The following is a 23,005-nucleotide window of genomic DNA, read 5'->3' as shown; positions in this document are numbered from 1 at the left end:
CGGACCGGTCAGCGCTGTCCCATCCGCCCCTTCAAGCTGCCGCCGAGGAGATCCGAGAACTGCCCGGCCTGTTGGCTGACGCCGCTGCAGACGTGGCTGACAGTATCCGGGCCCGCTCCGCCCGGACATGCCACGTCCCGGTTCAGCGACCACATTGACAGCCGCTGGATCCCTTTCTGAACTGCAAAGTCACGGAGTCCCTGGGCTGCGGAAAGGTCAAAGACCTCGCCGGGAAGATCGTTCTGACCGATCATCGGGGTGAGCCCCAGCTTTTCCCAGAGCTCCTCGCTGCCCAGGTTGATTCCTGCTCTCTGGTAGACGATGCTGAGCTGGTCGTGCGCGGATGTGGCGGCGGATATTGAAGCTTCCAGCATGCTTTGGGAGGATCGGCGGCTCTCCCCGTAGTTCATGGTCATGACGTTTACGCCCGAGAGCTGCACGCCGGCGTCGAGCATCTGGTCGACGGCGGTGATGCCCGCATCCGTCAGGCCCCGCGGCGACGCCGGAAGGGTCAGCCAGACGTCGAGCTTCCTATCCGAGGAAGCACGCTCCCGTTGCAGCTCTCCGATGGCTTTCGCCCTGCGTTCCCCGGCAGCCGTGTCCAGCAGGTTGTCGCCCTCCACATCGAAATCGAGGGCGACCGGATCATAGCGGTCGATGACTTGCCGGTAGGCGGACTGCAGCCACGAATCATCCAGGCAGGAATTCGCAAGCTCCAGGTTGAGCGCGCCTCCAAACGAGATCCCTACCGTGCCGCCCCGGGACTTCAGCGACTTGAGCCGGTTGTCCAGATCCAGCGATTGGGCGGCCTCATCGAGGCTGTAGAGAGTGCCCCAGCTGGGAGTGCAGGGATTTTGGGGCGAAGCGACCACGAATGCCAGGACGATATCCTTCACCGTCGCGGTCTCGAAGTTGTAAGCGGGCGCGACGGTGACATCGACGTAGCCGGCAAACCACGTCGGGTTCGCAATGCCGCGCTCAACACCGAATTTTGACACCAGGAACAGCGTAGCCGCCAAGGTGAGAACAATTGATGCAGCGGCGGCTCCGCGCCTGAGCGGCTGCCCCTTGGACCGCTTTCGCCGGCCGGTCCGACGCGCCGTCTGCAGCGGGGGCGTGAGCGGATCCGCGTCCGGATCAACGTCGCCGTGCGCTGTCATTCGACCTCTTTGTCCCATCTGCGGTACTACGAATACACCATTTCACCACGACCTCGGCACACATGGGCTGAGGCGCCTCCTGATTGTCAGTGTTCGCCGGTGCCGGTCGCCGTGCGAGTGGCGGTTTGTGCGGGCCGAGTAGTGATCCTCCAGTACCTAGGTGCTGTACACGAAACTCGGAGGCTGTTCCCACGAAAGACGGGTAGAAGCCACTCGTGCCCTCGGGTAACCCGCTCTTTAGGCTTTGGATGTCGGTTGAAGCCAAATGGGGGAGAAGCAGGTCTCGCTATGGGAATGGATACGCAGGATGGGCCGCGCGCCAATCTTCCCATCGCCAGTCCGCGGACGTCCCTTTCAACGGGTCCCCTTGGCTCCTCGGACCAGGGCCAATGGTATGGACTGGTGACGGGCAAACCATCGGGACCGGGACTTCACCCCAGCCGTCGCCGCCCTCTCCAGACGGGGAAATGCTGAGTCGCCGTTGACCGGGAGTTCTCCCGATCAGCCGGATGGACGGGTCAGCACGATGAGAGGGGCATCTGTCATGACGAATGGTTCCACGAGGGGGAAGCCACCAGGCGGGGCTGCTGGACGGCCCGCAGACAACGTCGGCAAGCGGCACAAAGTTACTGCGGTGTGGGCACTCTCCGGCCTGGTTGCCCTCGCCGTCCTGACCGGTTCTGCGCTCCTGGCGCCCAAAGGCGAGACGGCGTCGCCGTCAGTTAAGGCGGTGCAATCCGGTACGCCGGCAGCCGGCGGACCGGCCCTGACTACCGTCAGCCTCACCTTTGACAGCGGCCGTTCCAGCCAGCTTGTTGCCGCAGAGGCGCTCAAGAAGCACGGGATGCGCGGTACGTTCTTCGTCAATTCCGGGTTTCTCGGGGCTCCGGGATTCATGGGCGTCGAGAACCTTCATACTCTGGTGGCCGACGGAAACGAAATTGGCGGACATACAGTGACGCTTGCAGACCTGAGTGTTGTCGTGGGCGATGAAGCCGCGCGGCAGGTCTGCGCCGACCGCAGTAATTTGATGGATCTTGGCTTCAACGTCGTTTCTTTTGCCTATCCCTTTGCCGCCGTAACGCCACAGGCGGCGAGTCAAGTGGCCGCCTGTGGTTACAACAGCGCAAGGAGCAGCGCTGATATCCGAAGCCCCTTCGGCTGCGCCGATTGCGACGTCGCCGAAAAGGTGCGGCCGGCTGACCCGTTCCGAACGCGTGCCGCCGTCGAGATCGGCAGCACCTGGAAGCTCACTGATCTGCAGCAGGTGGTGACCGCCGCAGAGGAGCATGGCGGATGGCTGCAGCTGGTGTTCGACGACATCGACGATTCCGGCGCCCCGCAATCCATAAGTCCGAAGCTCTTTCAAGACTTCGTCGGCTGGCTGGCACCGCGCGGCGATGCTAACTCGACGGCTGTCCGCACGGTCCACGAGGTGATCGGAGGCACTGTGAAGCCCGCCGTCGCCGGCCCCTCGGCACCCCCGGCTCCGGCTGGTGTCAACGCCCTCAAGAATCCCGGGCTGGAGACTGCAGGAAGGTACGGGCTGCCGCAGTGCTGGCAGCTTGGATCCTACGGCGAAAATGACCACGTGCTCGCCACCGTCACCCCGGGGCATGGCGGCACGATCGCCAGGCGCCTCGATATCAGCGGCTACAGATCCGGGGACGCCAAGCTGCTGCCCACCCTTGACCTCGGCGAGTGCTCACCAAGCGTCGAAGCCGGACACGCCTACTCGCTCGGTGCCTGGTACACCTCCACGGCCCCGACACAGTTCGAACTGTATTACCGAAACAAGGTTGGCATCTGGACCTACTGGACAGCCAGCCCATGGTTTACCGCCGCGTCTGACTACCAACAGGCCCGGTGGACAACGCCAGCGGTGCCGGCCGACGCCGTCGGCATCAGCTTCGGTCTCAACCTTTTCAGCAACGGAGCGCTCGCCACCGACGACTACGAGATGTTGGACGCCGGCAAGCCCTGAGTCAAGTCAGCCCGTGTGCACTTCCGCGCGCTCCGGGCTGGAACATAAGGAATCGAGTGGTACCCATGAATGCGATCGAAAGAACGAGTTCGTCCGTCCAAACTGATTCTCCCCCGAGATCGTCCGGCAGCAGATTCTGGTCGAAGCTCGTCACGGCGTTGGGGGTCCTCGCCCTCACGGTCGCAGGTCTCGCCGGCATGGCATCCCCGGCACAGGCGGCAGCGCCAACCGTCGTGACCCTGACTTTTGACGACGGGAACGCGGACCAGCTCAACGCCGCCCAGATTCTGAACAACAACGGGCTGAAAGGCACCTTCTTCATCCCCTCAGGAGCTGTTGGCACCCCCAACTACATGACACTCGCCAATCTCCAGGCCTTGGCGGCCGCCGGGCACGAGATCGCCGGGCACACCGTGACCCACCCGGATCTGACAACACTGACCACGGATGAAGCCACGCGGCAGATTTGCAATGACCGCGTCAACCTGAGCAATTGGGGGTTCCGGGTCACGAATTTTGCCTATCCCTTCGCGGCCGAGAACGCTACGATTCAAGGCATTGTGAAGAACTGCGGCTACAACAGCGCACGCGGTCTGGGCGATATCAGGACCCGATTCAGTTGTGCCGGCTGCCCGCTCGCCGAGGCGATTCCTCCCGCGAACCCCTACAACACGGCTGCCCCGGATGAAGAGGACTCCTCCTGGACCTTGGCCGACCTGCAGAAGTCGGTCACCCAGGCCGAGGCTGGCGGAGGGTGGGTGCAGCTGACGTTTCACCACGTCGCGGCCTCCAGCACGGACCCGCTGAACATCACGCCGAATCTGCTGACGCAGTTCGTGACCTGGCTCAAGGCCAGGCCCGCCACGACAACAGTGAAAACCGTGGATCAGGTCATCGGCGGAACCGTGAAAGCCGTCGTCTCCGGGCCCGCGGTACCGCCGCAGGCAACGGGTGGAAACCTGGTTAAGAATCCCAGCCTGGAGACTCTCGCCAACGGAGCGCCCCAGTGCTGGCAGGCAGGCGGCTACGGAACAAACACCGCCGCCTTCAGCACGGTCAGCCCGGGCCATACTGGAAGTATGGCCGAACGCCTCGTCGTGACCAACTACGCCAATGGCGACGCAAAGTTCCTGCCCTCCCTGGACCTTGGCGGGTGTTCACCCGTGGCGACAGCCGGCCACAGCTACAACCTCGGTGCGTGGTACAAATCGACGGCGAACACACAGTTTGCCCTTTATTACCGGACCGGCGTCGGTTCGTGGGTCTACTGGACATCGAGTCCCTGGTTCGCGGCCGCCACCACCTTCCAGAAGGCAAGCTGGACGACGCCTGCCCTCCCCGCGGGTGCGAGCGGGATCAGCTTTGGGCTGAACCTGTTCAGCAACGGAACGTTGACCACTGACGACTACGAAATGATCGACACCGCCAACGCCCCGGCACCGGCTCCGCCGCCCGCGGGTACAAATCTGGTGCAGAATGCCGGCCTCGAAACCGCTGGCGCATCCACGCCCCAGTGCTGGCAGACCGCAGGCTACGGCACCAATACCGCTGCGTTCAGCACCGTCACCGCCGCTCATTCCGGCACCGCCGCCGCGCGCCTGGCCGTCAGCGCCTACAGCAGCGGGGATGCCAAGCTGCTCCAGACCATGGACAGCGGTTCCTGCGCCCCGCCGGCGATTGCGGGTCACACGTATTCGCTCCGCGCCTGGTACATGTCAACGGCCGTCACTCAATTCGCGGTGTACTACCGCAACGCATCCGGGACCTGGGTCTACTGGACGTCCAGTCCCTGGCTGGGTACCGCCAGCAGCTATACGCAGGCAAGCTTCACGACGCCGGTCCTTCCGGCGGGTGCGTCGGCAATCAGCTTCGGCCTGAATCTCTTCAGCATCGGCACTCTCACGACCGATGATTATGCAATTTACGACACGGTAGGAGCGCCGGCGCTGTGATTCTCGTCTACATGATTCTGGTTCTCGGTATAAGCACGATCTTCTGGACACTTATCGGATTGATGAGAGTCGCGTGCGAAGGATATGAACGGCACAGGGCAGCGTTGCCGGCCCGCGGCCTGGCAGGGGGGCGGCGCTGGCTGGCGGGCGACTGGTTCGGCTCCGGAACAAGCCGGTTCCCGTCCCTTCCCAGCAACGGGCTCGCCGCCAGGATGCTGCGGGACCATGGCCGTCGCAAGGCCAAGCCCGTCCGAGTGCTGCCCGCCAATGTCGCGGTCCTGATTGCGGCCCACAATGAAGCGCTCGTGATCAGCGAAACCATTCGGACCGCCGCTGTCCTGGTCCCCCGGGGGAACATCCATGTCGTGTCGGACATGTCCTCGGACGATACCGCGACAATCGCGCGGAGGGCGGGCGTGAAAGTGCTCGAACTCGAGACGAACCGTGGCAAGGCCGGGGCATTGGCTGCGGGGATCGCCTACTTCGGCCTGTGCCAGAAGTTCAAGGTGGTGATGCTGCTGGACGCGGACACCCGTCCGGCCCCGGACTACCTCGAGACCGGGCTGCCGCTGTTCTCCGACCCCGAGGTGGTCGCCGTAGCGGGCCGGGCCAGGTCCATCATGACCCCGACGACACCCAGTGTGCTTGGCCGCTTCCTGGTGGCGTACCGCGAGCGGCTGTACATCGTGGTGCAGTTGCTGCTCAAGTACGGTCAGGCTGCGAGGGGCGCAAATGTCGTGTCGATCGTACCGGGCTTTGCCAGCATGTATCGGACCAGCGCCCTCGAAAAGGTTGACGTGCGGGCGCCCGGACTGGTTATCGAGGATTTCAACATGACATTCGAGCTGCATGCGAAGAAGCTGGGCAGGATCGCCTTTCATCCCTCGGCCGCCGTGGCCTACACCCAGGATCCGGACACGCTCCACGACTACATCAAGCAGGTGTGGCGCTGGTCCCTCGGATTTTGGCAGACGGTACGGCGCCACAGGATCCAGGCCGGCAAGTTTTGGCTGGTGCTCGTGATCTACATGGTAGAGCTCGTGCTCAGTTGCATATTCCTGGTGTTGCTCATCCCGGTATTCCTGCTCTCGGTCATGGCGGCGGTGCAGTTGCAGCTCGGAAACGCATCCCCCGAGATGATCGGCGTGGCAGGGCTGCTACGCCCTCAGGACCTCCTGCTCGGAGTCTTCCTGCCGGACCTGCTCCTGACGATCATCGCCGCGGTGTCCCTGCGCCGGCCGTCCATACTGTTGATGGCACCGTTGTTCCCGTTCATGCGGATTCTCGATGCGGGAATCTGCTTGTTGGTCCTGCCTCGGGCATTCTCGGCGGCCTCAACGGGAGTCTGGACCAGTCCGACCCGCCGGGCCCAGAACGAGCCTCACCATCCGGGCCTCGAAGCGCTCCCGAGCCCAGCGGGTCCGGGCGCGGGATTCAGCCGTTAGCTGCCCGGTCGGGCAGAAAAGCCGAAAGCACCCCCGCCGCAATGATGATGTGGCGGGGGTGCTGCCGGGTGCAGCCCGGCGATGATCCGCCGTGCTGTGTCCCGAGGTGTGCTAGCTCACGCCGGAGGTGGTTTGAACCGTGAGCCACGGTCCGGCCGGCACGTTGGCGCGGTCCACGAAGGACCAGGAGACGTGGTCGCCGCTGCCGTCCAGCTCGGCGAACCCGAGGCAGCCGTTCAGCGCGGGGGAGACGTCCATTCCGGCACCCTGGGCCGCGTCGGCCGAGAAATTGGTGTTGGCCGGACGGAGGTTGGTCGAGCCGAAGACGTATGCGGCATCGTGATACGCGGTGCCGCTTGACGGGCCGGCGTCCTCGATCTGGCCGTAGCAAACGTTTCCGTTGGGGCCGCTGAGCTTCACCCAGTGGTTCTTCATGTAGCTGTAGCTGGGATCCGCGCAGTGGTTGACGCCGGTGGCGGCGTTGTCCGCAGCGGCCCAGGGGATGACCTGGCAGCGCTGCTGGAAGGCAGCGCTGTCATTGACGTCGTCGTACGGCAGATCCAGGTAGAACGGGTTCTCCTTGGGGGTGGGCTGATTCTTCGGGAAGTACCCGTTGGAGGCGTCGCGGGCTTCGGTCGAGCAGGTGAAGTTGCTGCCGGTACCGGAACTGACACCGTCGCAACCGCCGTAGACGCTGCCCGGGCAGCCGGAAGCCGATGAGGGGGTGGTGCCCAGGTTGACCCCGGTGTGCTGAAGGGCCCACTGCCCGTTATAGGTGGAGCAGACCTGGGATCCGTCGGCCAGGTTGGCGTTGAAGATCTCGCCCACCCAGAACGTCGTGCTGACGATATTGGTGTGCGTGGGGTAGGCGCTGGGGGCGGGGGCTACGGGTGCGGGGGCTACGGGTGCCGGGGCCGGCTTCGCAGCCTTTACAGAATCCGCGGGCGCAACCGGCGGGGCAACGGTGCCCTTAGCCGGTGCTGACGCGACCGGCGCCGCCGAGGCGGCAGCGGACGACGGCGCCGCCGTCGGTGCCGGGGTGGCAGTCCCGTACGACCCCTTGGTGCTGGGGGGCTGGCTCTTGGTAGGAGTCTGGCAGTTGGCGGTGTTGCCATCGGAATGGCAGGCCACAGCCTCCGGTGTGGACGAGGCTGCGCAGCCGGTAGCCAGTCCGCCGATCAGGAGGACAAACACGGCCATAAGGGTTGTACTCAATTGTTTCATTGATGGGTGCATATTCTGTTGGGGACATGGAAAAAGACAGCATTGAGCCAGTGACGGCATGCTGAAGTTCGGCCACGATGAGACCACGCCAGTGACGCACGGTCTGTCGGTGGGTTATCCGGCTAAATGAAGCCGGTCAGCCATGCCGGCATGCTCCCCCCGGAGCGGCCGGCTGGACATCATGGCACGCAGAGACCAATTCGTGCAGGCTCAACCATACATGGAGCTCCACCCCCGTGCGCCACGCCGAGGCGCTCTCCGCGGTGCCACGTGATATTTCTCACGCCTCGGAGCGACGTCTCGAGGCGCTGCCGGTGCCTGCCCGGCCGCCGGCCCGGAAAACGAAGAAAACCCCGGTCGAAGAGTTTTTCGACCGGGGCGGTAAATAGTTGTGACAGGACTTATCCCTGGCTAATGCGGGTAGGTAACAATGACCCAGGAGATAAGGCCCAGCATGGCCAGTGCGAAATACATTGACCAATTCTTCCTGCCGTCCCGGCGGTGGCTTCCATGCCAAACCCGCTCCATCCCATTCATGTCCATGGGACCATTTAATGGCGGTTTGGCGGCGCCGGACAGCGTGCTGTGCACTCCATTAATTGGCGCCAGCCACTCACCCTGGCCGGGTACCTACTCGCGGTGCAGGAGCAGTCGCGCCGGCTAGAGGAGCCCTGCAATCCCGATGGCCGCCGTGGCCGCTCCGAGCACCATTGAGATGCTGACGAGGATGACGTGGACCGTCAGGAATTTGGTCGCTTTGCCGCCGGCATCGCGGGCCCGCGGGTCCTTCATCACCCGGCGCAGGAACTGCGGCCAGACAACGAGGGACCAGATGCCTGCGACGATCAGTACGACGGCCAGGAAGGCGGGCAGTTCCATGCCGCTAGTGGCTCTCGAGCCAGGCCTGGGCCTGCGTGGACTGGATGTTCAGGGCCTTTCCCACCATCGGCTCGGCCGCATCGGCGATCTTGCCGCCGAGGAACGGAACCGAGGACGTGACGGTGCCCTCCAGCTCGATCCGGGTGCTGCCGCCGTCGGACACGAGGCGCTGGACGGCGCTGACGTCCAGGGGCGCTCCACCGATTTTCAGGGAGATCTTGCTCTGCCGCGAACCGTCGGCCGCGGGGGCGTCCCAGGTTTCCAGCTGGGTCACCTTGAGGCTTTCGCCGACGAACTTCCGGGCGATTTCCGGCATGCGGGTGGTGGGGATCGTGCGCACCGTGGTGGTGCTGAACGCGCCGGCGGTGTCGCCGTCGACGGCGAAGGATTCAAGGGTGCCGCCGACGAGTTCGCTTGTGTGGCGCAGGAAATCCTCGTTGACGAAAACAGCGGTGACGCGGTCAACGCTGTGCGGAACGGTGGTGGATGCACTCAGGGACATTGGGGGTCCTCCGTGGGGTGTGGCTGGACGATTCGGGCTCCAAACATCGTACGGCGTGTGCCCGGCAGACTCCGATTCGAGCTCCTGCAGGCCCCGGGCCGCGGCCGTGATATTCCGTGACATGGCAGGGAAAATCAGGCTGTGAAACGGCAGCACGGCAAGCCAGTAGAGGCGCCCGCTCAGGCCTTTGGGGAAGAAGATGGCCCGCTGCCGGTAGCGGCTGCCGGTCCCGTCCGGCTCCACCGAGAGCTCCAGCCAGGCGCGGCCCGGGGCCCGCATCTCGGCCCGCAGCCGGAGCAGCCGGCCGCGGTCGACGCGCTCGACCCGCCACCAGTCGACCACTTCGCCTTCGGCCAGCAGATGGGGGTGCCGCCGGCCGCGCAGCAGCCCCGCGCCGCCGGTGAGCTTGTCCAGCCAACCCCGCACACGCCACGCCAGCGGCAGCGAGTACCAGCCGTTGCGGCCGCCGATCCCCTCGATGATGGTCCAGACATGTTTGAGGTCCACCGGGCTGGAGTAGCTCCGTTCGTCCAGGTACACCCGGTGCCCGGCCCAGTCGGGATCGCTGGGGAGGGGATCGGCGTCGGCGCCGGCGCTGGCCCATGTGGTCTCCACCTGCCCGTCGCGCTCCTTGGCCAGGGCCAGGGCCACCGCGCGCCGGTACGGGGTGAGGCCGCCCTCCGGAAGGGGGATGTAGGAATCGATGTCATGTTCCCGTGAGACGGCGTCGTGCTGGAGGGATTCCACCAGCGGCAGCGACATGGACAGCGGGATGGGTGTGGTCAGGGCTACCCACATGCCGGCAAGTTTGGGTGCCGGGACCGGCAGCGCCAGCACCAGCCGCCGCGGCAGGCCGGCCTCGGCGGCGTACTCCTTCATCATTTCCGCGTACGTCAGGACCTGGCGGCAGCCGATGTCGAAGGTGCGGTTGATGGTGCCGTCCAGGGAGGCGGCGGCCACGAGGTAGTGCAGCACGTCACGGACGGCGATGGCTTCGATCCGGTTCTTCACCCAGTTGGGGGCGGGCATCACCGGCAGTGTCTCGGCCAGGTGCCGGATCATCTCGAAGGACGCGGAGCCGGAGCCGATCACGACGCCGGCCTGGAAGACGACCGCGTCCACCGGCCCGTCGAGGAAGATCTTGCCCACGGCTTCGCGGGACCGCATATGGGTGGACAATTCGGCATTGGCAGGGTGCAGCCCGCCCAGGTAGATGATCCTGCCGACTCCGGCGTCCGTGGCCGCGGTGGCGGCGATCCCGGCCATTGCCTTTTCCTTGGATTCGAATCCCGGCCCGGCCGCCATCGAGTGGACGAGGTAATAGAGGACGTCGACGCCGTCCAGCGCCCCGCGCAGGGCGGCGCCGTCGTCGAGGCTGCCGTGGATGACTTCCACATCCGCCAGCCACGGCACGCCGGCGATCTTGGCCGGGGTCCGGACGAGGACCTTGACCGTGTGGCCGGCCTCCAGCAGCCGGGGCACCAGCCGCCCGCCGATGTAGCCCGTGGCGCCCGTGACAAGCACCGTCTTCGGGGCTGCAGGCGTGGGGGTTCCGTTGTCCCGGGTGCCGTTCATGGGTGGGCTCCTTGTCATCTGTTGTATGCAGCCGCCTGGACACGCGCCTGCAAACCATTCGGGGCGGAAGCCGTTGTGGATGGCCTTGCCTGGCCGCACGTCCTGCCAGCCTAATCCCGCGGCCCCGGCACCGGGCAGGTGCGGGCCCGTCCCGGCTCCCGCGGTAGGCTTGGAAGACCCGGGATTCTCGCGAATTTCGGCTATTCGTGTTGCCTGCATCCCCGTGATCCCTTCAGGAGCTTCCGCCATGAGCCTCAACGGCCCCTCTCTCACCGGTTTGCGCCGCGTCCTCGCCGAAGACCGGAACTACGCCCGCGTCAAGGCCGAGGCCGCCCGCGGTTTCGCCGGCCGCAGCGAGGATTACCAGATCAGCGCTCCCGCAGGCCTGCGGTCCGCACTCCTGGCGGAAATGGCGGACGGCGTGGCGGCGTCAGCCGAAAGAACAGCGGAAAATACCGCGGACGGCGGCGGCCTGTCACCGGTGGTCCTGGCCGTCACCGCGACTGGCCGGGAGGCCGAGGACCTGACCGCGGCCCTGCGCGCCTTCCTGCCGGCGGACGCCGTGGCCGAGTTCCCCAGCTGGGAGACCCTGCCGCATGAACGGCTCTCGCCGCGCTCGGACACCGTCGGCCGGCGGCTGTCCGTGCTGCGCCGGCTGGCCCACCCCGAATCCTCGTCCGGCGGCGCCCTGCGTGTTGTTGTGGCTCCCGTGCGCGCCGTCGTCCAGCCGATCGTGGCGGGGCTGGGCGAGCTGGTGCCCGTGGCGCTGAAGGTCGGCCAGGAGGTTCCCTTCGGTGACGTCGTCCGGAGCCTCGCCGACGCCGCCTACGCCCGGGTGGACATGGTCACACGGCGCGGGGAATTCGCGGTCCGCGGCGGAATGCTGGATGTCTTCCCGCCCACCGAGGACCACCCCGTCCGGGTCGAGTTCTTCGGCGACGAGGTTGACCAGATGCGCTGGTTCGCCGTCGCCGACCAGCGCTCGCTGACCGCACCGGGCGTACACCACCCCAACGAACTGCACGCCCCGCCCTGCCGTGAAATCCTGATCACCCCCGCCGTTATGTCCCGCGCCGCGACGCTGAAAACACAGCTCCCGGCCGCCGCGGACATGCTGGAGAAGATTGCCGGCGGGATCGCCGTCGAAGGCATGGAATCCCTGGCCCCGGTGCTGGTGGACTCGATGGTTCCGTTCCTGGACCAGCTCCCGGGCGGCTCGATCGCCGTCGTGATCGAGCCGGAGAAGGTGCGGACCCGCGCCCATGACCTCGCCGCAACCAACGAGGAATTCCTCGAGGCGGCCTGGTCCACGGCCTCGGACGGCGGAACCGCACCCCTTGACCTGAACACGGACCTGGGCTCCGCGGCCTCGGCTGCCCTGCACTCGGCGAGCTTCCGCTCGCTGACCGAGACCCGTTCCGCGGCCCTCGCGCACGGCGTCTCATGGTGGTCCATCAGCTCGCTCGCCACCGACGAGGAGCTGCTGCCCGACGTCGACGTGCTCAACCTGCACGCCAAGGAACCCCGCGGCTACCAGGGCGACGTGGCCGAAATGATGGAGTTCATCGGTTCCCATGTCCGGGACCAATGGCGGATCGTGGTGGCCACCGAGGGCCCGGGCCCGGCGCAGCGCCTCGCCGAACTCTTCCACGACAACGACATCCCCTGCGCCCGGGTGGAGTGCCTCGACAAGGACCCCCAGGCCGGCATCATCGAGGTGACCACCGCCGCCGTCGGACGGGGCTTTGTCCTGGACAGCCTCAAACTCGGCCTCCTGACCGAAGCGGACCTCCTGGGCCGCACCTCCGCGGGCTCCACGAAGGACATGCGCCGGATGCCGTCCAAACGGCGCAACGCCGTGGATCCGCTGCAGCTCGTGGCCGGTGACTCGGTGGTGCACGAACAGCACGGCATCGGACGCTTCGTCGAACTGATCCAGCGCAAGGTCGCAGGTGGCGGGGACGGCGTGCGCGAATACCTGGTCCTGGAATATGCGCCGTCCAAGCGCGGCGCCCCGGGCGACCGGCTCTTCGTGCCCACCGACCAGCTGGACCAGGTCACCCGCTATGTTGGCGGGGACACCCCGGCCCTGAGCAAGATGGGCGGCTCGGACTGGGCCAGCACCAAGTCCAAGGCCCGGAAGGCCGTCAAGGAAATCGCCGGCGAGCTGATCCGGCTCTACTCGGCCCGGATGGCCTCCCGCGGCCACGCCTTCGGTCCCGATACCCCGTGGCAGCGCGAACTGGAGGAGGCCTTCCCGTACGTGGAGACCCCGGACCAGCTCACCACCATCAACGAGGTCAAGGCCGACATGGAGCGTGAGATCCCGATGGACCGGCTGATCTCCGGCGATGTGGGCTACGGCAAGACCGAGATCGCGGTCCGGGCGGCCTTCAAGGCGGTCCAGGACGGCAAGCAGGTCGCCGTGCTCGTGCCCACCACCCTGCTCGCCCAGCAGCACTTCGAGACTTTCACCGAACGGTTCTCAGGCTTCCCCCTGGTGGTCAAGCCGCTGTCCCGCTTCCAGGGAGCCAAGGAAACCAAGGAGACGGTCGAGGGGGTCAGGAACGGCTCGGTGGACGTCGTGATCGGCACCCACCGGCTGCTGTCCAAGGACTTCGAGTTCAAGGACCTCGGCCTGGTGGTGGTCGACGAGGAGCAGCGCTTCGGCGTCGAACACAAGGAGGCGCTGAAGAAGATGCGCACCAACGTGGACGTCCTGGCCATGAGCGCCACCCCGATTCCCCGGACCCTGGAGATGTCCCTGACCGGCATCCGCGAGACCTCCACCCTGGCCACCCCGCCGGAGGAGCGCCACCCGGTGCTGACCTACGTGGGCCCCTACACGGACAAGCAGACTTCCGCGGCGATCCGCCGCGAGCTGATGCGCGAAGGCCAGGTGTTCTTCGTCCACAACCGGGTGTCCACCATCGACCGCACCGCCGCGAAGATCCGCGAGCTTGTCCCGGAGGCCAGGGTCGAGGTGGCGCACGGACAGATGTCCGAGAGCCGGCTCGAGCAGATCATCGTCGACTTCTGGGAGAAGCGCTTCGACGTGCTGGTCTGCACCACCATTATCGAGACCGGCCTTGACATCTCCAACGCCAACACGCTGATCGTGGACGGGGCGGACAAGTACGGACTCTCGCAGCTGCACCAGCTCCGCGGTCGGGTGGGCCGCGGCCGGGAACGCGCCTACGCCTACTTCCTGTACCCCTCCGAAAAACCGCTGGGCGAGGTGGCGCTGGAGCGCCTCAAAGCCGTCGCCACGCACAACGAGCTCGGCGCCGGCATGCAGCTGGCCATGAAGGACCTCGAAATCCGTGGCGCAGGGAACCTGCTCGGCGGCGAGCAGTCCGGCCACATCCAGGGCGTCGGCTTCGACCTCTACATCCGGCTGGTCGGCGAGGCTGTCGCGGAATACCGCGGCGAGGCGGAGGAGAAGGCCGCCGAAATGAAGATCGAACTGCCGGTCAACGCGCACCTTCCGCACGACTACGTGCCCGGCGAACGGCTGCGCCTCGAGGCGTACCGGAAGCTCGCGGGCGCCATCACCTACGAGGCGATCGACGAGGTCCTCGCCGAGCTCGTGGACCGTTACGGGGAGCTGCCGCTGCCCGCGAAGAACCTGATCGACGTCGCCCGCTTCCGCGTGGGCGCCCGCGAAGCCGGGCTGTCCGACATCGCCCTGCAGGGCAACTTCATCAAGTTCTCCCCGGCGCAACTGCCGGAGTCCAAGCTCATGCGGCTGGCCCGGATGTACCCCGGCTCGCAGTCGAAGCCTGCCCTGGACGCGGTGCTGATCCCGAAGCCCAAGACGGCGAAGATCGGCGGCCGGGACCTGCAGGACGCCGGGATCCTCGAATGGGCCAACGGCGTCATACGCAACATCTTCTCCGACGCCGCTGTGGAAGCCGCGAGGAGCCAGCCGTGATGGGTGGACACCACGCCGCGTCGGGAGCCGCAGCGTGGGTGGCCATTGCCTCCACCGGGCCGTACGCGCTGGGCTGGTATCCGCTGGACCCCACCGGGATCCTGATCGGCGGGATGGCGACGGCGGGGACGGCCCTGGTGTGCGACTGGGACCACCGCTCCAGCACCATTGCGCACTCACTGCCGCCGCTGTCCAACATGATCGCGATCGGGATCGAGAACGCGTCCGGCGGGCACCGGCAGGGCACCCATTCGGTGCTCGGCGCGGCATTCTTCGTGTTGCTCGCGACGATGGCCGGGCAGCTTCAGCTGCAGACCGGGTGGGGCCTGCTGTCCGTGGGCGCGGGGCTGCTGTGCATGTTCATGATCAACATCGCCGCCAAGGCCCTGAAGCTCTTCCCGAAGTACGGCTGGATCAGCAACTGGATCTTCGCCCTGACCATGGCCGGGCTCGTGACCTGGTTCGCGCCGCACCAGTGGACGTGGCTGCCGGTCTCGATGCTCACCGGTGTGCTGGTGCACATCATCGGGGACATGGTGACCACCGGGGGAGTGCCGCTGCTCTGGCCGATCGTGATCAAGCCGCCGAAGTTCCTGCGCAAGCTGCCGTTGCTTAAGGACGTCTGGAAGGCCAACGGGGCGTTTTCCATCCCGCTGCTGGGCCGTGCCGGCTCACGGCGGGAATGGCTCGTCCTGATCCCCGTCAGCGGCTACGCCATGGTCGGGATGTGTGTGGCGGCGCTGGCCCTGGCCAAGGCACATTTCCCGGGGGTCCTGGCGCTCGGGGCCTCGCTCGTGAACAGCCTCGTCGGCCGGTTGCCCGGCTGAACGCCCCGGGCCCGCGGCACTGTTGAGGGTCCCTGTTCCGGCCGCGACCCGTTAAACAGCTGAAGCTCCGGGAATCCGGAGCTTCAGGCGCTTAAGAAGCGGTGACCTTAGTTCTCGCCGGCCGAATCCGAACGGCCAAGGATGGTCTGCGGGAGCCAGAACGCGAGGGCGAACAGGCCCAGGCAGAGAGCCATCGGCCACGGGTTGCTAAGCGACACGAAGGACAACGAGTACAGGGCGCCGAGGAAGAGGACCATCATCGGCACGAAGACGATGATGCTGGAGCCGAGGCTGTTCTCGTTCTGCGGGGTCTTGCTGATGATCTTGGACATTCGTTCCTCCTCGGCCCCGTGGGGCTCAAAACTGTGGCCGCTGCAGGATCGTGTCAGTACGCGGACGAACCCTGTTCACCCTTGACGATCGCGATCCCGGAGCTGGCGCCAATACGTGTTGCACCAGCAGCAATCATAGCCTGTGCATCGGCCAGGGAACGCACGCCGCCGGACGCCTTGACCCCCAGATCCGGGCCTACCGCGCGGCGCATCAGGGCAACGTCCTCGGCAGTGGCACCGCCGCCGTTGAAGCCGGTGGAGGTCTTCACGAAATCAGCACCTGCCTCCACCGCGGCCTCGCAGGCCAGCACTTTCTGGGCGTCGTCCAGCAGCGCCGTTTCGATGATGACCTTCAGTATGGCGCCGCCTTCATGGACGACCTCGGCGACGGCCGTGATGTCATCGACGAGGGCTCCCTTGTCATTCGCGCGGGCCGCGGCGATGTTGATGACCATGTCGACTTCTTCGGCGCCGTCCAGGACGGCGCCGCGGGCCTCGAACTCCTTGACGTCCGTGGGGGTGGCACCGAGCGGGAAGCCCACCACCGAACAGGTCAGGACGCCGGATCCCTTGAGGGCCTTCTTGACGGTTTTGACCCAGATCGGGTTGACGCAGACGGACTTGAAGCGGTACTCGGCAGCCTCGGCGCAGACCCTGAGGATCTCGGCCTCGCTCGCCTCGGGCTTGAGCAGGGTGTGGTCAATGTAGGAGGCAATCGTTCCTGCACTTTCCGGAGTTTCCGGGGCAGCGCTTGCGGCAGCCGTGCCTGGGGTGGTGGCTTCGTTGCTCATAGTGGTCCCTTTCCTGGCGGGCCTTAGGACCGGGTTGTCCCTCTGGGGTTGTCCCTCGGGGGCCTTGAAGGCCCGTCGGCACCGCTGTCATCGTGGCTCGTCAGATGTCCATCTTGCCACAGCGGCGGCGTCCCGGCGGGCGGCCAGCCGGGTCCTCAGGCGGCCTCGGACAGGGCATCGGCCATGGTCGCCTGGCGCAGCTGGGAAGCGCAGACCGAGGCGGCGGAGGCGGAGGCCACCAGGAGTCCCAGCCGGACGCCGTCGAACACCGCCGCGTCACCGATCGCCCAGATGCCCGGAACAGAGGTGCGGAAGTCCTTGCCGATCACGATGCCGCCGCTGGATGCCGTCCTCAGCCCGGCACTGACCGCGAGGGCGTCCCGGGCAATCCGTTCCTCGGCCAGGACCACCAGGTCACAGTTCACGCTGGAGCCGTCCTCGAACACGATTCCCGCGGCCGGCAGCATGGAACCGGCGAGGTTGGGAACGACGGCGGCCGGCCGGAGCGTCGTGCGGACGGGCCGGACGCCGCGGGCGCGCAGCACCGCTTCGGCCTGGCCCGCGGCGGTGCCGGTTCCCACCAGGATGCCCACCGGGCGCCGCCCGAGGACCCGGGTGATGTCCTTGACGGCGTCGCCGAGCCGGTGGGCGTCATCGATCGTGGCGTAGCTCAGGCAACGCCCGGAGCCTTCAAGCGGTGCATGGGCCGGGGAGGATCCGGTGGCGATGACCAGCTGGTCGTAGCTGAATTCCAGGCCGTCCGCGGTGATCACGTAACGGCCGTCGGGATCGATGTAGCTGGCCGGCTGGCCGAACCGCACCGAGACCTGCGGAAGCGCGGCAAGCTCCAGGAGTCCGGCGGGGGCCTCGTCCCGGTTGCTCAGCACGGTGATCCCGCCCGCGAACGGTGTCCGGGTGAGCTGGCGGACGAGGTCCTGGGCGGTCGGACCGGCACCTGCAATGACGATCCGGGGCCGGGTCTGGGAATCGGGAGTAACGCTGGTGGCGGACATGGTGGTCCTTTCGCTGGTGGCCGATGGTGTGGCCGGTTCTGCTTGATGGACCCCAGCGTAGGCGCCCGTCTTTTCGGGGGTGTTTCCCGGGTGTTGCCGTTTCTGCGCTGCCCGTTCGCCAGTGTTTACCCGCTGGTAACAAAGCAACGCGGGGTCACCTACGGCCCATTGGACCCCTCCGGATGGGCGCTAGGTGACTCCGCGTTGGTGTCTGGTGCGTGGGGCGCAGCCGCCGGTTCACGCCCTGTCACACCCGGATCCGGTAGCCGCGCTTCACCACGGTTTCCACCAGCCGGCCGTCCGGCAGCGAGGACCGCAGACGGCTGACGGTCATGTCCAGCGCGTGGACCGAACCGCGGAGTTCCAACAGCTCAGAAAGCGCCTCGCGGGTCAGTACGGCGCCGCCGGCGCCCATCAGGGCACGCAGCAGCAGCAGCGGGGCCGGGGCCAGCTCCACTGCCTCGCCGTTGATCCGAAGCGAGCGGCCGCGGAGTTCCACTGTGCCCGAGACGGTGTCCAGCCGGCGGACGTGGTTGAGGGCCAGGTGCTCGCAGACCAGGCGGATCAGGGCCCCCATCCGGAAGCGTTCCGGGATAAGCGGCTGCAGGCCGGCGTCGATCAGCGGCTGGGCGGTGATGGGCCCCACGACGGCGGTGGCGACGGTGGTCTTCAGGGCGTGTACCAGCTCCTTGTACACGCCCATCTCGTGGGCAGTGCTCCACATCGCATCCACGGCGGGGGCGCTGGTGAAGGTCAGGACGTCCAGGTTGCCGCTGCACGCCGCCTCGATCAGCCGCGGCAGCCGGTCGGCGCCGTCGGGCTTGACCCAGCGGTACGGCGTGACCGTCAGGACGGTGGCCCCGGACATCCGCAGGCGTTCGAGCTGGCGCACGTCCGTGTAGCCGTGCAGCTGGACCGCGATGGTCTTGCCCCGGACGCCTTCGGCAAGGAGCATGTCCACCAGGGTCGCGGTGGTTTCGTCGCTGCTGATCCCGACGTCGGCAAGGCCTGCCGCGCGGACGGCGCCGCGGGCCTTGGGGCCCCGGACGAACATCCGGGTGGCGCCGAGGGTTTCCAGCAGCGCCTCGCCGATGCCGAAGCTGTCCGCGGCTTCGCACCAGCGGCGCATTCCGTAGGCGGTGGTCGCAATGCACAGGTCCGGCCGGGCGGCGATGATGGCCCGGGTGTCCGTGATCAGGCTCAGGTCCTCCTGTACCGGGGCGATTTTCAGGGCCGGCGCGTGCAGCACCTCGGCGCCGCGCCGTTCCAGGGCCTCGATCAGGTCCTGGGAACGCCGGTGTGAGGTGACGCCGATCCGGAAGCCCTCCAGCGGCAGGCCCGCCTTGTCGGGGCCGTCCTCGGGCGCCTGGCCATCCTGCGGAATCGTAGGAAGTGCCGCCGTGGTGTCGGCCGGCGTATGCAGCGGGCTCACGGTGTCACGCCCCCATCAGGGACGCCGCCAGGCGGCCCAGCTCGGCTTCGGCCTCGGCGCAGCCCCGGTTGGCCTCGGCCACCCGGACGACGTCGCCGATGACCAGCACCGCGGGGTTGCTGCAGTCCGCGGCCGCAGTGGTGATGGTGCCGAGCTCGGCGATCGTGGTGCGCTGGCCGGGGCGGTAGCCACGCTCGACGACGGCCATCGGCATGTCGGTCCGCATGCCCGCCCGGCGCAGGCCGGCGGCCAGCTGGTGCAAGGTGCCGATGCCCATCAGGACCACGATTGTCCCGCCGAGGCCGGCCAGGTGCAGGTGCTCCTTTTCGGTCAGCGGGGCGTGGCCGGACACCACGGTGAACATGTGGCTGACCTCGCGGTGCGTCACCGGGATCCCGGCGGCGGCCGGGACGGAAATAGCACTGGTGACGCCGGAAATCACCCGGACCGGCACACCCGCCTTCACGCAGGCGGACACTTCCTCGCCGCCGCGGCCGAAGACGTACGGGTCCCCGCCCTTGAGCCGCACCACGTTCTTGCCGGCCAGGGCCGCCGCCACCATGAGCTCCTCGATCCCGGACTGGCTCACCGGGTGGTGGCCGGGGCGCTTGCCCACATCCACCAGTTCCGCCGTGCTCAGCGAGGGCAGTTCCTGGTACGGGGCAAGCCGGTCGTAGAAGACGACGTCGGCGTCTCGCAACGCCTTGATGGCCGCGATGGTGAGCAGTTCGGTGGTTCCGGGCCCGCCGCCCACCAGGGTGACGTGCCCGTCCGGTCCCGCGGCGGGTTCGGCCGCGACGGGGATGCCGGTCTCACGGCAGCGCTCCAGCAGGGCCTCCCAGCCGGGCTGGCCGTCGTCGACCGCCGCCACCAGGAACGGCCGTTCCGGCAGGGGGCCGTCCTGCGCTGCGCCCCTCGGGCTGCTGAGCCGGGAGACGACGGCGCCGGCGGCCTCGTATCGGCGGACGGCCTGGCGGGCGGCGTGGTCGGCGCCGGTGACGAGTACTTCGCGTCCGGTGAGATCAATGTTGAGCTGCATGGCTATACCTCGTTCTCGTCGCGGGCACGGACCGGGATGGAAGAACCGATCAGGACGGGTTGCTGTTCGGCCAGCGTCTTTTCTTCTGCCGTGGCGGGGCGCATCTGGCCGCGCTCGTCGGGGACGAAGGTAATGGAATCGTCCTTCTGGTCGGGGGCGTTGACGAAGGAGCGGAAGCGGCGCAGGCGCTCGGGGTCCTTCAGGGTGTCGGCCCATTCGTCGACGTAGGTGTCGACGTGCTTGGCCATGGCGGCCTCAAGGTCCGCGGCGATGCCCAGCGTGTCGTGCACCACCACGTCCTCGACGTGCTTGATGCCGCCGTCGAGCTCTTCCTGCCAGCGCGCGGTGCGCTGCAGGCGGTCGGCGGTGCGGATGTAGTACATGAAGTAGCGGTCGATGTACTTGATCAGGGTATCGTCGTCGAGGTCCTTGGCCAGCAGCTGGGCGTGCGCCGGAGTGGCCCCGCCGTTGCCGCCGACGTACAGGTTCCAGCCGTCCGCGGTGGCGATCACGCCGACATCCTTGCCCCGGGCCTCGGCACATTCGCGGGCACAGCCGGAAACGCCCATCTTCAGCTTGTGCGGGCTGCGCAGGCCGCGGTAGCGCAGCTCAAGCTGGATTGCCATGGCCACCGAGTCCTGGACCCCGAAGCGGCACCACGTGGAGCCGACGCAGGACTTCACGGTCCGCAGGCTCTTGCCATAGGCCTGGCCGGATTCGAACCCGGCATCCACGAGCACCTTCCAGATTTCCGGGAGCTGCTCCAGCCGGGCGCCGAACATGTCGATCCGCTGGCCGCCGGTGATTTTGGTGTAGAGGCCGTACTGCTCGGCGACCGCGGCGATCACGCCGAGCTTCTTCGGGGTGATCTCGCCGCCGGCGATGCGCGGGACCACCGAGTAGGTGCCGTCCTTCTGCATGTTGGCCAGGGCGCGGTCGTTGGTGTCCTGCAGGGTACCGCGGCCGGCGTCCAGGACGTAGGCGCTGTTCTGGCTGGCCAGGATGTTGGCGATGGTCGGCTTGCAGATGTCGCAGCCGGCCCCGGTGCCGTACTTGGCCATGATCTCCTCGAAGGAGGTCAGTTCCAGGACGCGGATGGCGTCGAAGAGTTCCTGGCGGGACAGCTCGATGTGCTCGCACAGTGCCTTCGAGACCTCGACGCCGGACTTGGTCAGTTCGCCTTCCAGCAGCTTCTTGAGCATCGGCACACAGGAACCGCAGCTGGTCCCGGCGCGGGTGCAGCCCTTGAGCTCGCCAAGTTCCTGGACAGGCGCGTTGCCGTCGCAGCCACCGCAGCCGTTGACGGTGTCGCGGATGGTTCCTGCAGAAACGTTGTTGCAGGAACACAGAATGGCGTCGTCCGGCAGCTCGGTCTCCGGGGCCTCACCGCCGCCGGCCGCGGTGAGGTAGGCGCCGGGTTCGGCGGCCAGTTCGCGGCCCAGCATCGGGCGCAGCGAGGTGTACGGGGTCGCGTCGCCGACGAAGATGCCGCCCAGCAGGGTCTTGGCATCGTCCGTCGTGACGATCTTCTGGTAGACGCCGCGGGCCGGGTCCGCGTAGACGATTTCGAGGGAGTGCTCGGTCCGGGCGAACGCGTCACCGAAGCTGGCGACGTCGACGCCGGAGAGCTTGAGCTTGGTGGCGGTGTCGAAGCCCGGGAAGGTCGCAACGCCCCCGTGCAGCCGGTCCGCCACGATTTCGGCCATGGTGTTGGCCGGGGCCACGAGGCCCAGGCACATTCCACCGAAGTTGGCGACCTCACCGATGGCCCAGACGCCGGGGACCTGGGTGGAGCAGTCCTCGGAGATGACGACGCCGCCGCGGGGGCCGAGGTCAAACAGCGGGGCGGCGCCTTCACTCTCCGGGCCGTTCGCGCCGCGGAACAGCTCGTCACGGGGCTTGACGCCGATGGCGACGATGACGATGTCGGCGTCGATGATGCGGCCGTCTGCCATCAGCACGCCGGTGACCTGGCCGTCATCGGAGAGGACCTCGGAGGGGAACACTCCGCCGTGGACGGTGAAGCCCTTGGCCTCGATCAGGCGGCCCAGCGCCTGGCCGGCGCCCTCATCCAGCTGGGTGTTCATGAGCCAGGGCGCGCCGTTGATCACGATGGGGGTGGCGCCGAGCTGCTCGGTGCCGGCTGCCGACTCGAGGCCCAGGAGGCCCCCGCCGATGGTGACGGCGTTGATCTTGCGGCCAAGCTTTTCGGTGAGCCCGGCGATGGCCAGGTTGATGGCCCGGACATCCTCCAGGGTTCGGTAGACGTGCACATGCTCGGCGCCGGGGATCGGCAGGCGGGCCGCGTCCGAGCCGGTGGCGACGACGAGCTCATCGTAGGGGTACACCGTGCCGGCCGCGGTAGCGACGGTCCTGGCCGCGGTGTCGATGCTGATGACGCGCTCGCCGGTCACCAGGTCCAGGGCCTCGTGCTCCCACATGGAGGCGTTGCCGAGGGTGAGGTCCACCGCGCTGTCCGTGAGGGCCTTGCTCAGCGCGACGCGGTCATAGGGGAGGTGCGCTTCCTCGGTGAGGACGGTGACGTGCCAGCCGTCGAGACCCCGGGCATGCATGGCATCGGCGAAGCGGTGGGCGGCCGGGCCGCCGCCGGCGACGACGATGCGGCGGGTTTTGGGGCGCTGTGTGCCCTGGTTCTGGGGGCTTGATGTCTGTCCGGTCACGGTGGGCCTTTCGCATGGGGCGCAGGCGCTGCTCTGCGACCTTCTCAATCGAAGTGTCCATCCAGACTATGCAGCCGCAGTTTCGCTTCAGTTTCCCTTTTGTTTCGTGATCTTAACTTCTGCATCACGGACGGGTTTCCGGCCGCGTGAGTTCTCTTTTACGCGCCGGACACATCGCAAGCATGCTGTCGAAACACCCCGGCCCTAGCTTGGATATGTGGCCGCACCGGCGGTT

General features: G+C 67.1%; 15 protein-coding genes. 5 read left to right on the top strand and 10 right to left on the bottom strand.

The genetic code is table 11. From position 1 onward, the window contains the following. Window positions 1-8: 8 nt before the first annotated feature. Window positions 9-1,160 carry a chitinase gene (locus E5206_RS17150; protein WP_240689808.1) on the bottom strand — a complete coding sequence of 384 codons (1,152 nt, stop codon included), beginning with the start codon at window positions 1,158-1,160 and terminating at the stop codon, window positions 9-11. A 634-nt stretch (window positions 1,161-1,794) separates the two neighbouring features. Between E5206_RS17150 and E5206_RS17145 the strand changes: the two genes are divergently transcribed. The 3 genes from E5206_RS17145 (at window position 1,795) to E5206_RS17135 (ending at window position 6,541) form a co-directional block, all read left to right on the top strand. Then, complete coding sequence (locus E5206_RS17145; RefSeq protein ID WP_240689807.1) at window positions 1,795-3,144, top strand: polysaccharide deacetylase family protein; 1,350 nt, start codon at window positions 1,795-1,797, stop codon at window positions 3,142-3,144. Between the two features lie 197 nt (window positions 3,145-3,341). Further along, on the top strand, window positions 3,342-5,096 hold the full coding sequence (locus E5206_RS17140) for a polysaccharide deacetylase family protein (protein WP_240689806.1): 1,755 nt from the start codon (window positions 3,342-3,344) through the stop codon (window positions 5,094-5,096). After that, window positions 5,093-6,541, top strand: coding sequence for a glycosyltransferase (locus E5206_RS17135; RefSeq protein WP_136323537.1), 1,449 nt, complete (start codon window positions 5,093-5,095; stop codon window positions 6,539-6,541). The genes E5206_RS17140 and E5206_RS17135 overlap by 4 nt, the downstream gene beginning before the upstream one ends. 111 nt (window positions 6,542-6,652) lie before the next feature. Here E5206_RS17135 and E5206_RS19790 read toward each other — a convergent pair whose 3' ends face one another. From E5206_RS19790 to E5206_RS17120, 3 genes are all read right to left on the bottom strand, one after another. Then, on the bottom strand, window positions 6,653-7,765 hold the full coding sequence (locus tag E5206_RS19790) for a hypothetical protein (RefSeq protein ID WP_136323536.1): 1,113 nt from the start codon (window positions 7,763-7,765) through the stop codon (window positions 6,653-6,655). A gap of 660 nt (window positions 7,766-8,425) precedes the next feature. Further along, window positions 8,426-8,644, bottom strand: a complete 219-nt coding sequence (locus E5206_RS17125; RefSeq protein WP_136323535.1) for a hypothetical protein — start codon at window positions 8,642-8,644, stop codon at window positions 8,426-8,428. 4 nt (window positions 8,645-8,648) lie between these two features. Further along, window positions 8,649-10,721, bottom strand: coding sequence for a DUF2505 family protein (locus tag E5206_RS17120; RefSeq protein WP_205759957.1), 2,073 nt, complete (start codon window positions 10,719-10,721; stop codon window positions 8,649-8,651). A gap of 247 nt (window positions 10,722-10,968) precedes the next feature. Between E5206_RS17120 and mfd the strand changes: the two genes are divergently transcribed. Together mfd and E5206_RS17110 are read left to right on the top strand one after the other, a co-directional pair. Further along, entirely contained in the window at window positions 10,969-14,655 is a 3,687-nt protein-coding gene (gene mfd / locus E5206_RS17115; protein ID WP_136323534.1) for a transcription-repair coupling factor, read from the top strand. Beyond that, the gene (locus E5206_RS17110) at window positions 14,655-15,482 is read left to right on the top strand and encodes a metal-dependent hydrolase (protein ID WP_136324198.1); all 828 of its coding nucleotides are present in this window, start codon (window positions 14,655-14,657) and stop codon (window positions 15,480-15,482) included. The genes mfd and E5206_RS17110 overlap by 1 nt, the downstream gene beginning before the upstream one ends. Window positions 15,483-15,589: 107 nt before the next feature. Here E5206_RS17110 and E5206_RS17105 read toward each other — a convergent pair whose 3' ends face one another. The 6 genes from E5206_RS17105 to nirB form a co-directional block, all read right to left on the bottom strand. Next, window positions 15,590-15,814, bottom strand: coding sequence for a hypothetical protein (locus E5206_RS17105; RefSeq protein WP_136323533.1), 225 nt, complete (start codon window positions 15,812-15,814; stop codon window positions 15,590-15,592). A gap of 53 nt (window positions 15,815-15,867) precedes the next feature. Further along, on the bottom strand, window positions 15,868-16,605 hold the full coding sequence (deoC, locus tag E5206_RS17100) for a deoxyribose-phosphate aldolase (protein WP_205759956.1): 738 nt from the start codon (window positions 16,603-16,605) through the stop codon (window positions 15,868-15,870). A 155-nt stretch (window positions 16,606-16,760) separates the two neighbouring features. Continuing rightward, window positions 16,761-17,618 carry an FAD-dependent oxidoreductase gene (locus tag E5206_RS17095; RefSeq protein WP_136323532.1) on the bottom strand — a complete coding sequence of 286 codons (858 nt, stop codon included), beginning with the start codon at window positions 17,616-17,618 and terminating at the stop codon, window positions 16,761-16,763. A gap of 247 nt (window positions 17,619-17,865) precedes the next feature. Then, on the bottom strand, window positions 17,866-19,002 hold the full coding sequence (locus tag E5206_RS17090; protein WP_136324196.1) for a uroporphyrinogen-III synthase: 1,137 nt from the start codon (window positions 19,000-19,002) through the stop codon (window positions 17,866-17,868). 52 nt (window positions 19,003-19,054) lie between these two features. Next, window positions 19,055-20,089, bottom strand: a complete 1,035-nt coding sequence (gene cobA / locus E5206_RS17085) for a uroporphyrinogen-III C-methyltransferase (protein ID WP_136323531.1) — start codon at window positions 20,087-20,089, stop codon at window positions 19,055-19,057. 2 nt (window positions 20,090-20,091) lie between these two features. After that, on the bottom strand, window positions 20,092-22,770 hold the full coding sequence (nirB, locus tag E5206_RS17080; RefSeq protein ID WP_136323530.1) for a nitrite reductase large subunit NirB: 2,679 nt from the start codon (window positions 22,768-22,770) through the stop codon (window positions 20,092-20,094). Window positions 22,771-23,005 lie beyond the last annotated feature (235 nt).

The organism is Arthrobacter sp. PAMC25564 (assembly GCF_004798705.1).
In the GTDB taxonomy this organism is placed as follows: domain Bacteria; phylum Actinomycetota; class Actinomycetes; order Actinomycetales; family Micrococcaceae; genus Arthrobacter.
Note: the sequence above shows the minus strand (reverse complement) of the source record. Positions and strands in the feature narration are given on the sequence as shown.

Excerpts from the sequence above, each read along its gene's own strand:
- E5206_RS17150 (WP_240689808.1), bottom strand. The coding sequence starts at position 1,160 with ATGACAGCGCACGGCGACGTTGATCCGGACGCGGATCCGCTCACGCCC.
- E5206_RS17140 (WP_240689806.1), top strand. The coding sequence starts at position 3,342 with ATGGCATCCCCGGCACAGGCGGCAGCGCCAACCGTCGTGACCCTGACT.
- E5206_RS19790 (WP_136323536.1), bottom strand. The coding sequence starts at position 7,765 with ATGAAACAATTGAGTACAACCCTTATGGCCGTGTTTGTCCTCCTGATC.
- E5206_RS17125 (WP_136323535.1), bottom strand. The coding sequence starts at position 8,644 with ATGGAACTGCCCGCCTTCCTGGCCGTCGTACTGATCGTCGCAGGCATC.
- E5206_RS17120 (WP_205759957.1), bottom strand. The coding sequence starts at position 10,721 with ATGAACGGCACCCGGGACAACGGAACCCCCACGCCTGCAGCCCCGAAG.
- mfd (WP_136323534.1), top strand. The coding sequence starts at position 10,969 with ATGAGCCTCAACGGCCCCTCTCTCACCGGTTTGCGCCGCGTCCTCGCC.
- E5206_RS17110 (WP_136324198.1), top strand. The coding sequence starts at position 14,655 with ATGGGTGGACACCACGCCGCGTCGGGAGCCGCAGCGTGGGTGGCCATT.
- E5206_RS17105 (WP_136323533.1), bottom strand. The coding sequence starts at position 15,814 with ATGTCCAAGATCATCAGCAAGACCCCGCAGAACGAGAACAGCCTCGGC.
- deoC (WP_205759956.1), bottom strand. The coding sequence starts at position 16,605 with ATGAGCAACGAAGCCACCACCCCAGGCACGGCTGCCGCAAGCGCTGCC.
- E5206_RS17095 (WP_136323532.1), bottom strand. The coding sequence starts at position 17,618 with ATGTCCGCCACCAGCGTTACTCCCGATTCCCAGACCCGGCCCCGGATC.
- cobA (WP_136323531.1), bottom strand. The coding sequence starts at position 20,089 with ATGCAGCTCAACATTGATCTCACCGGACGCGAAGTACTCGTCACCGGC.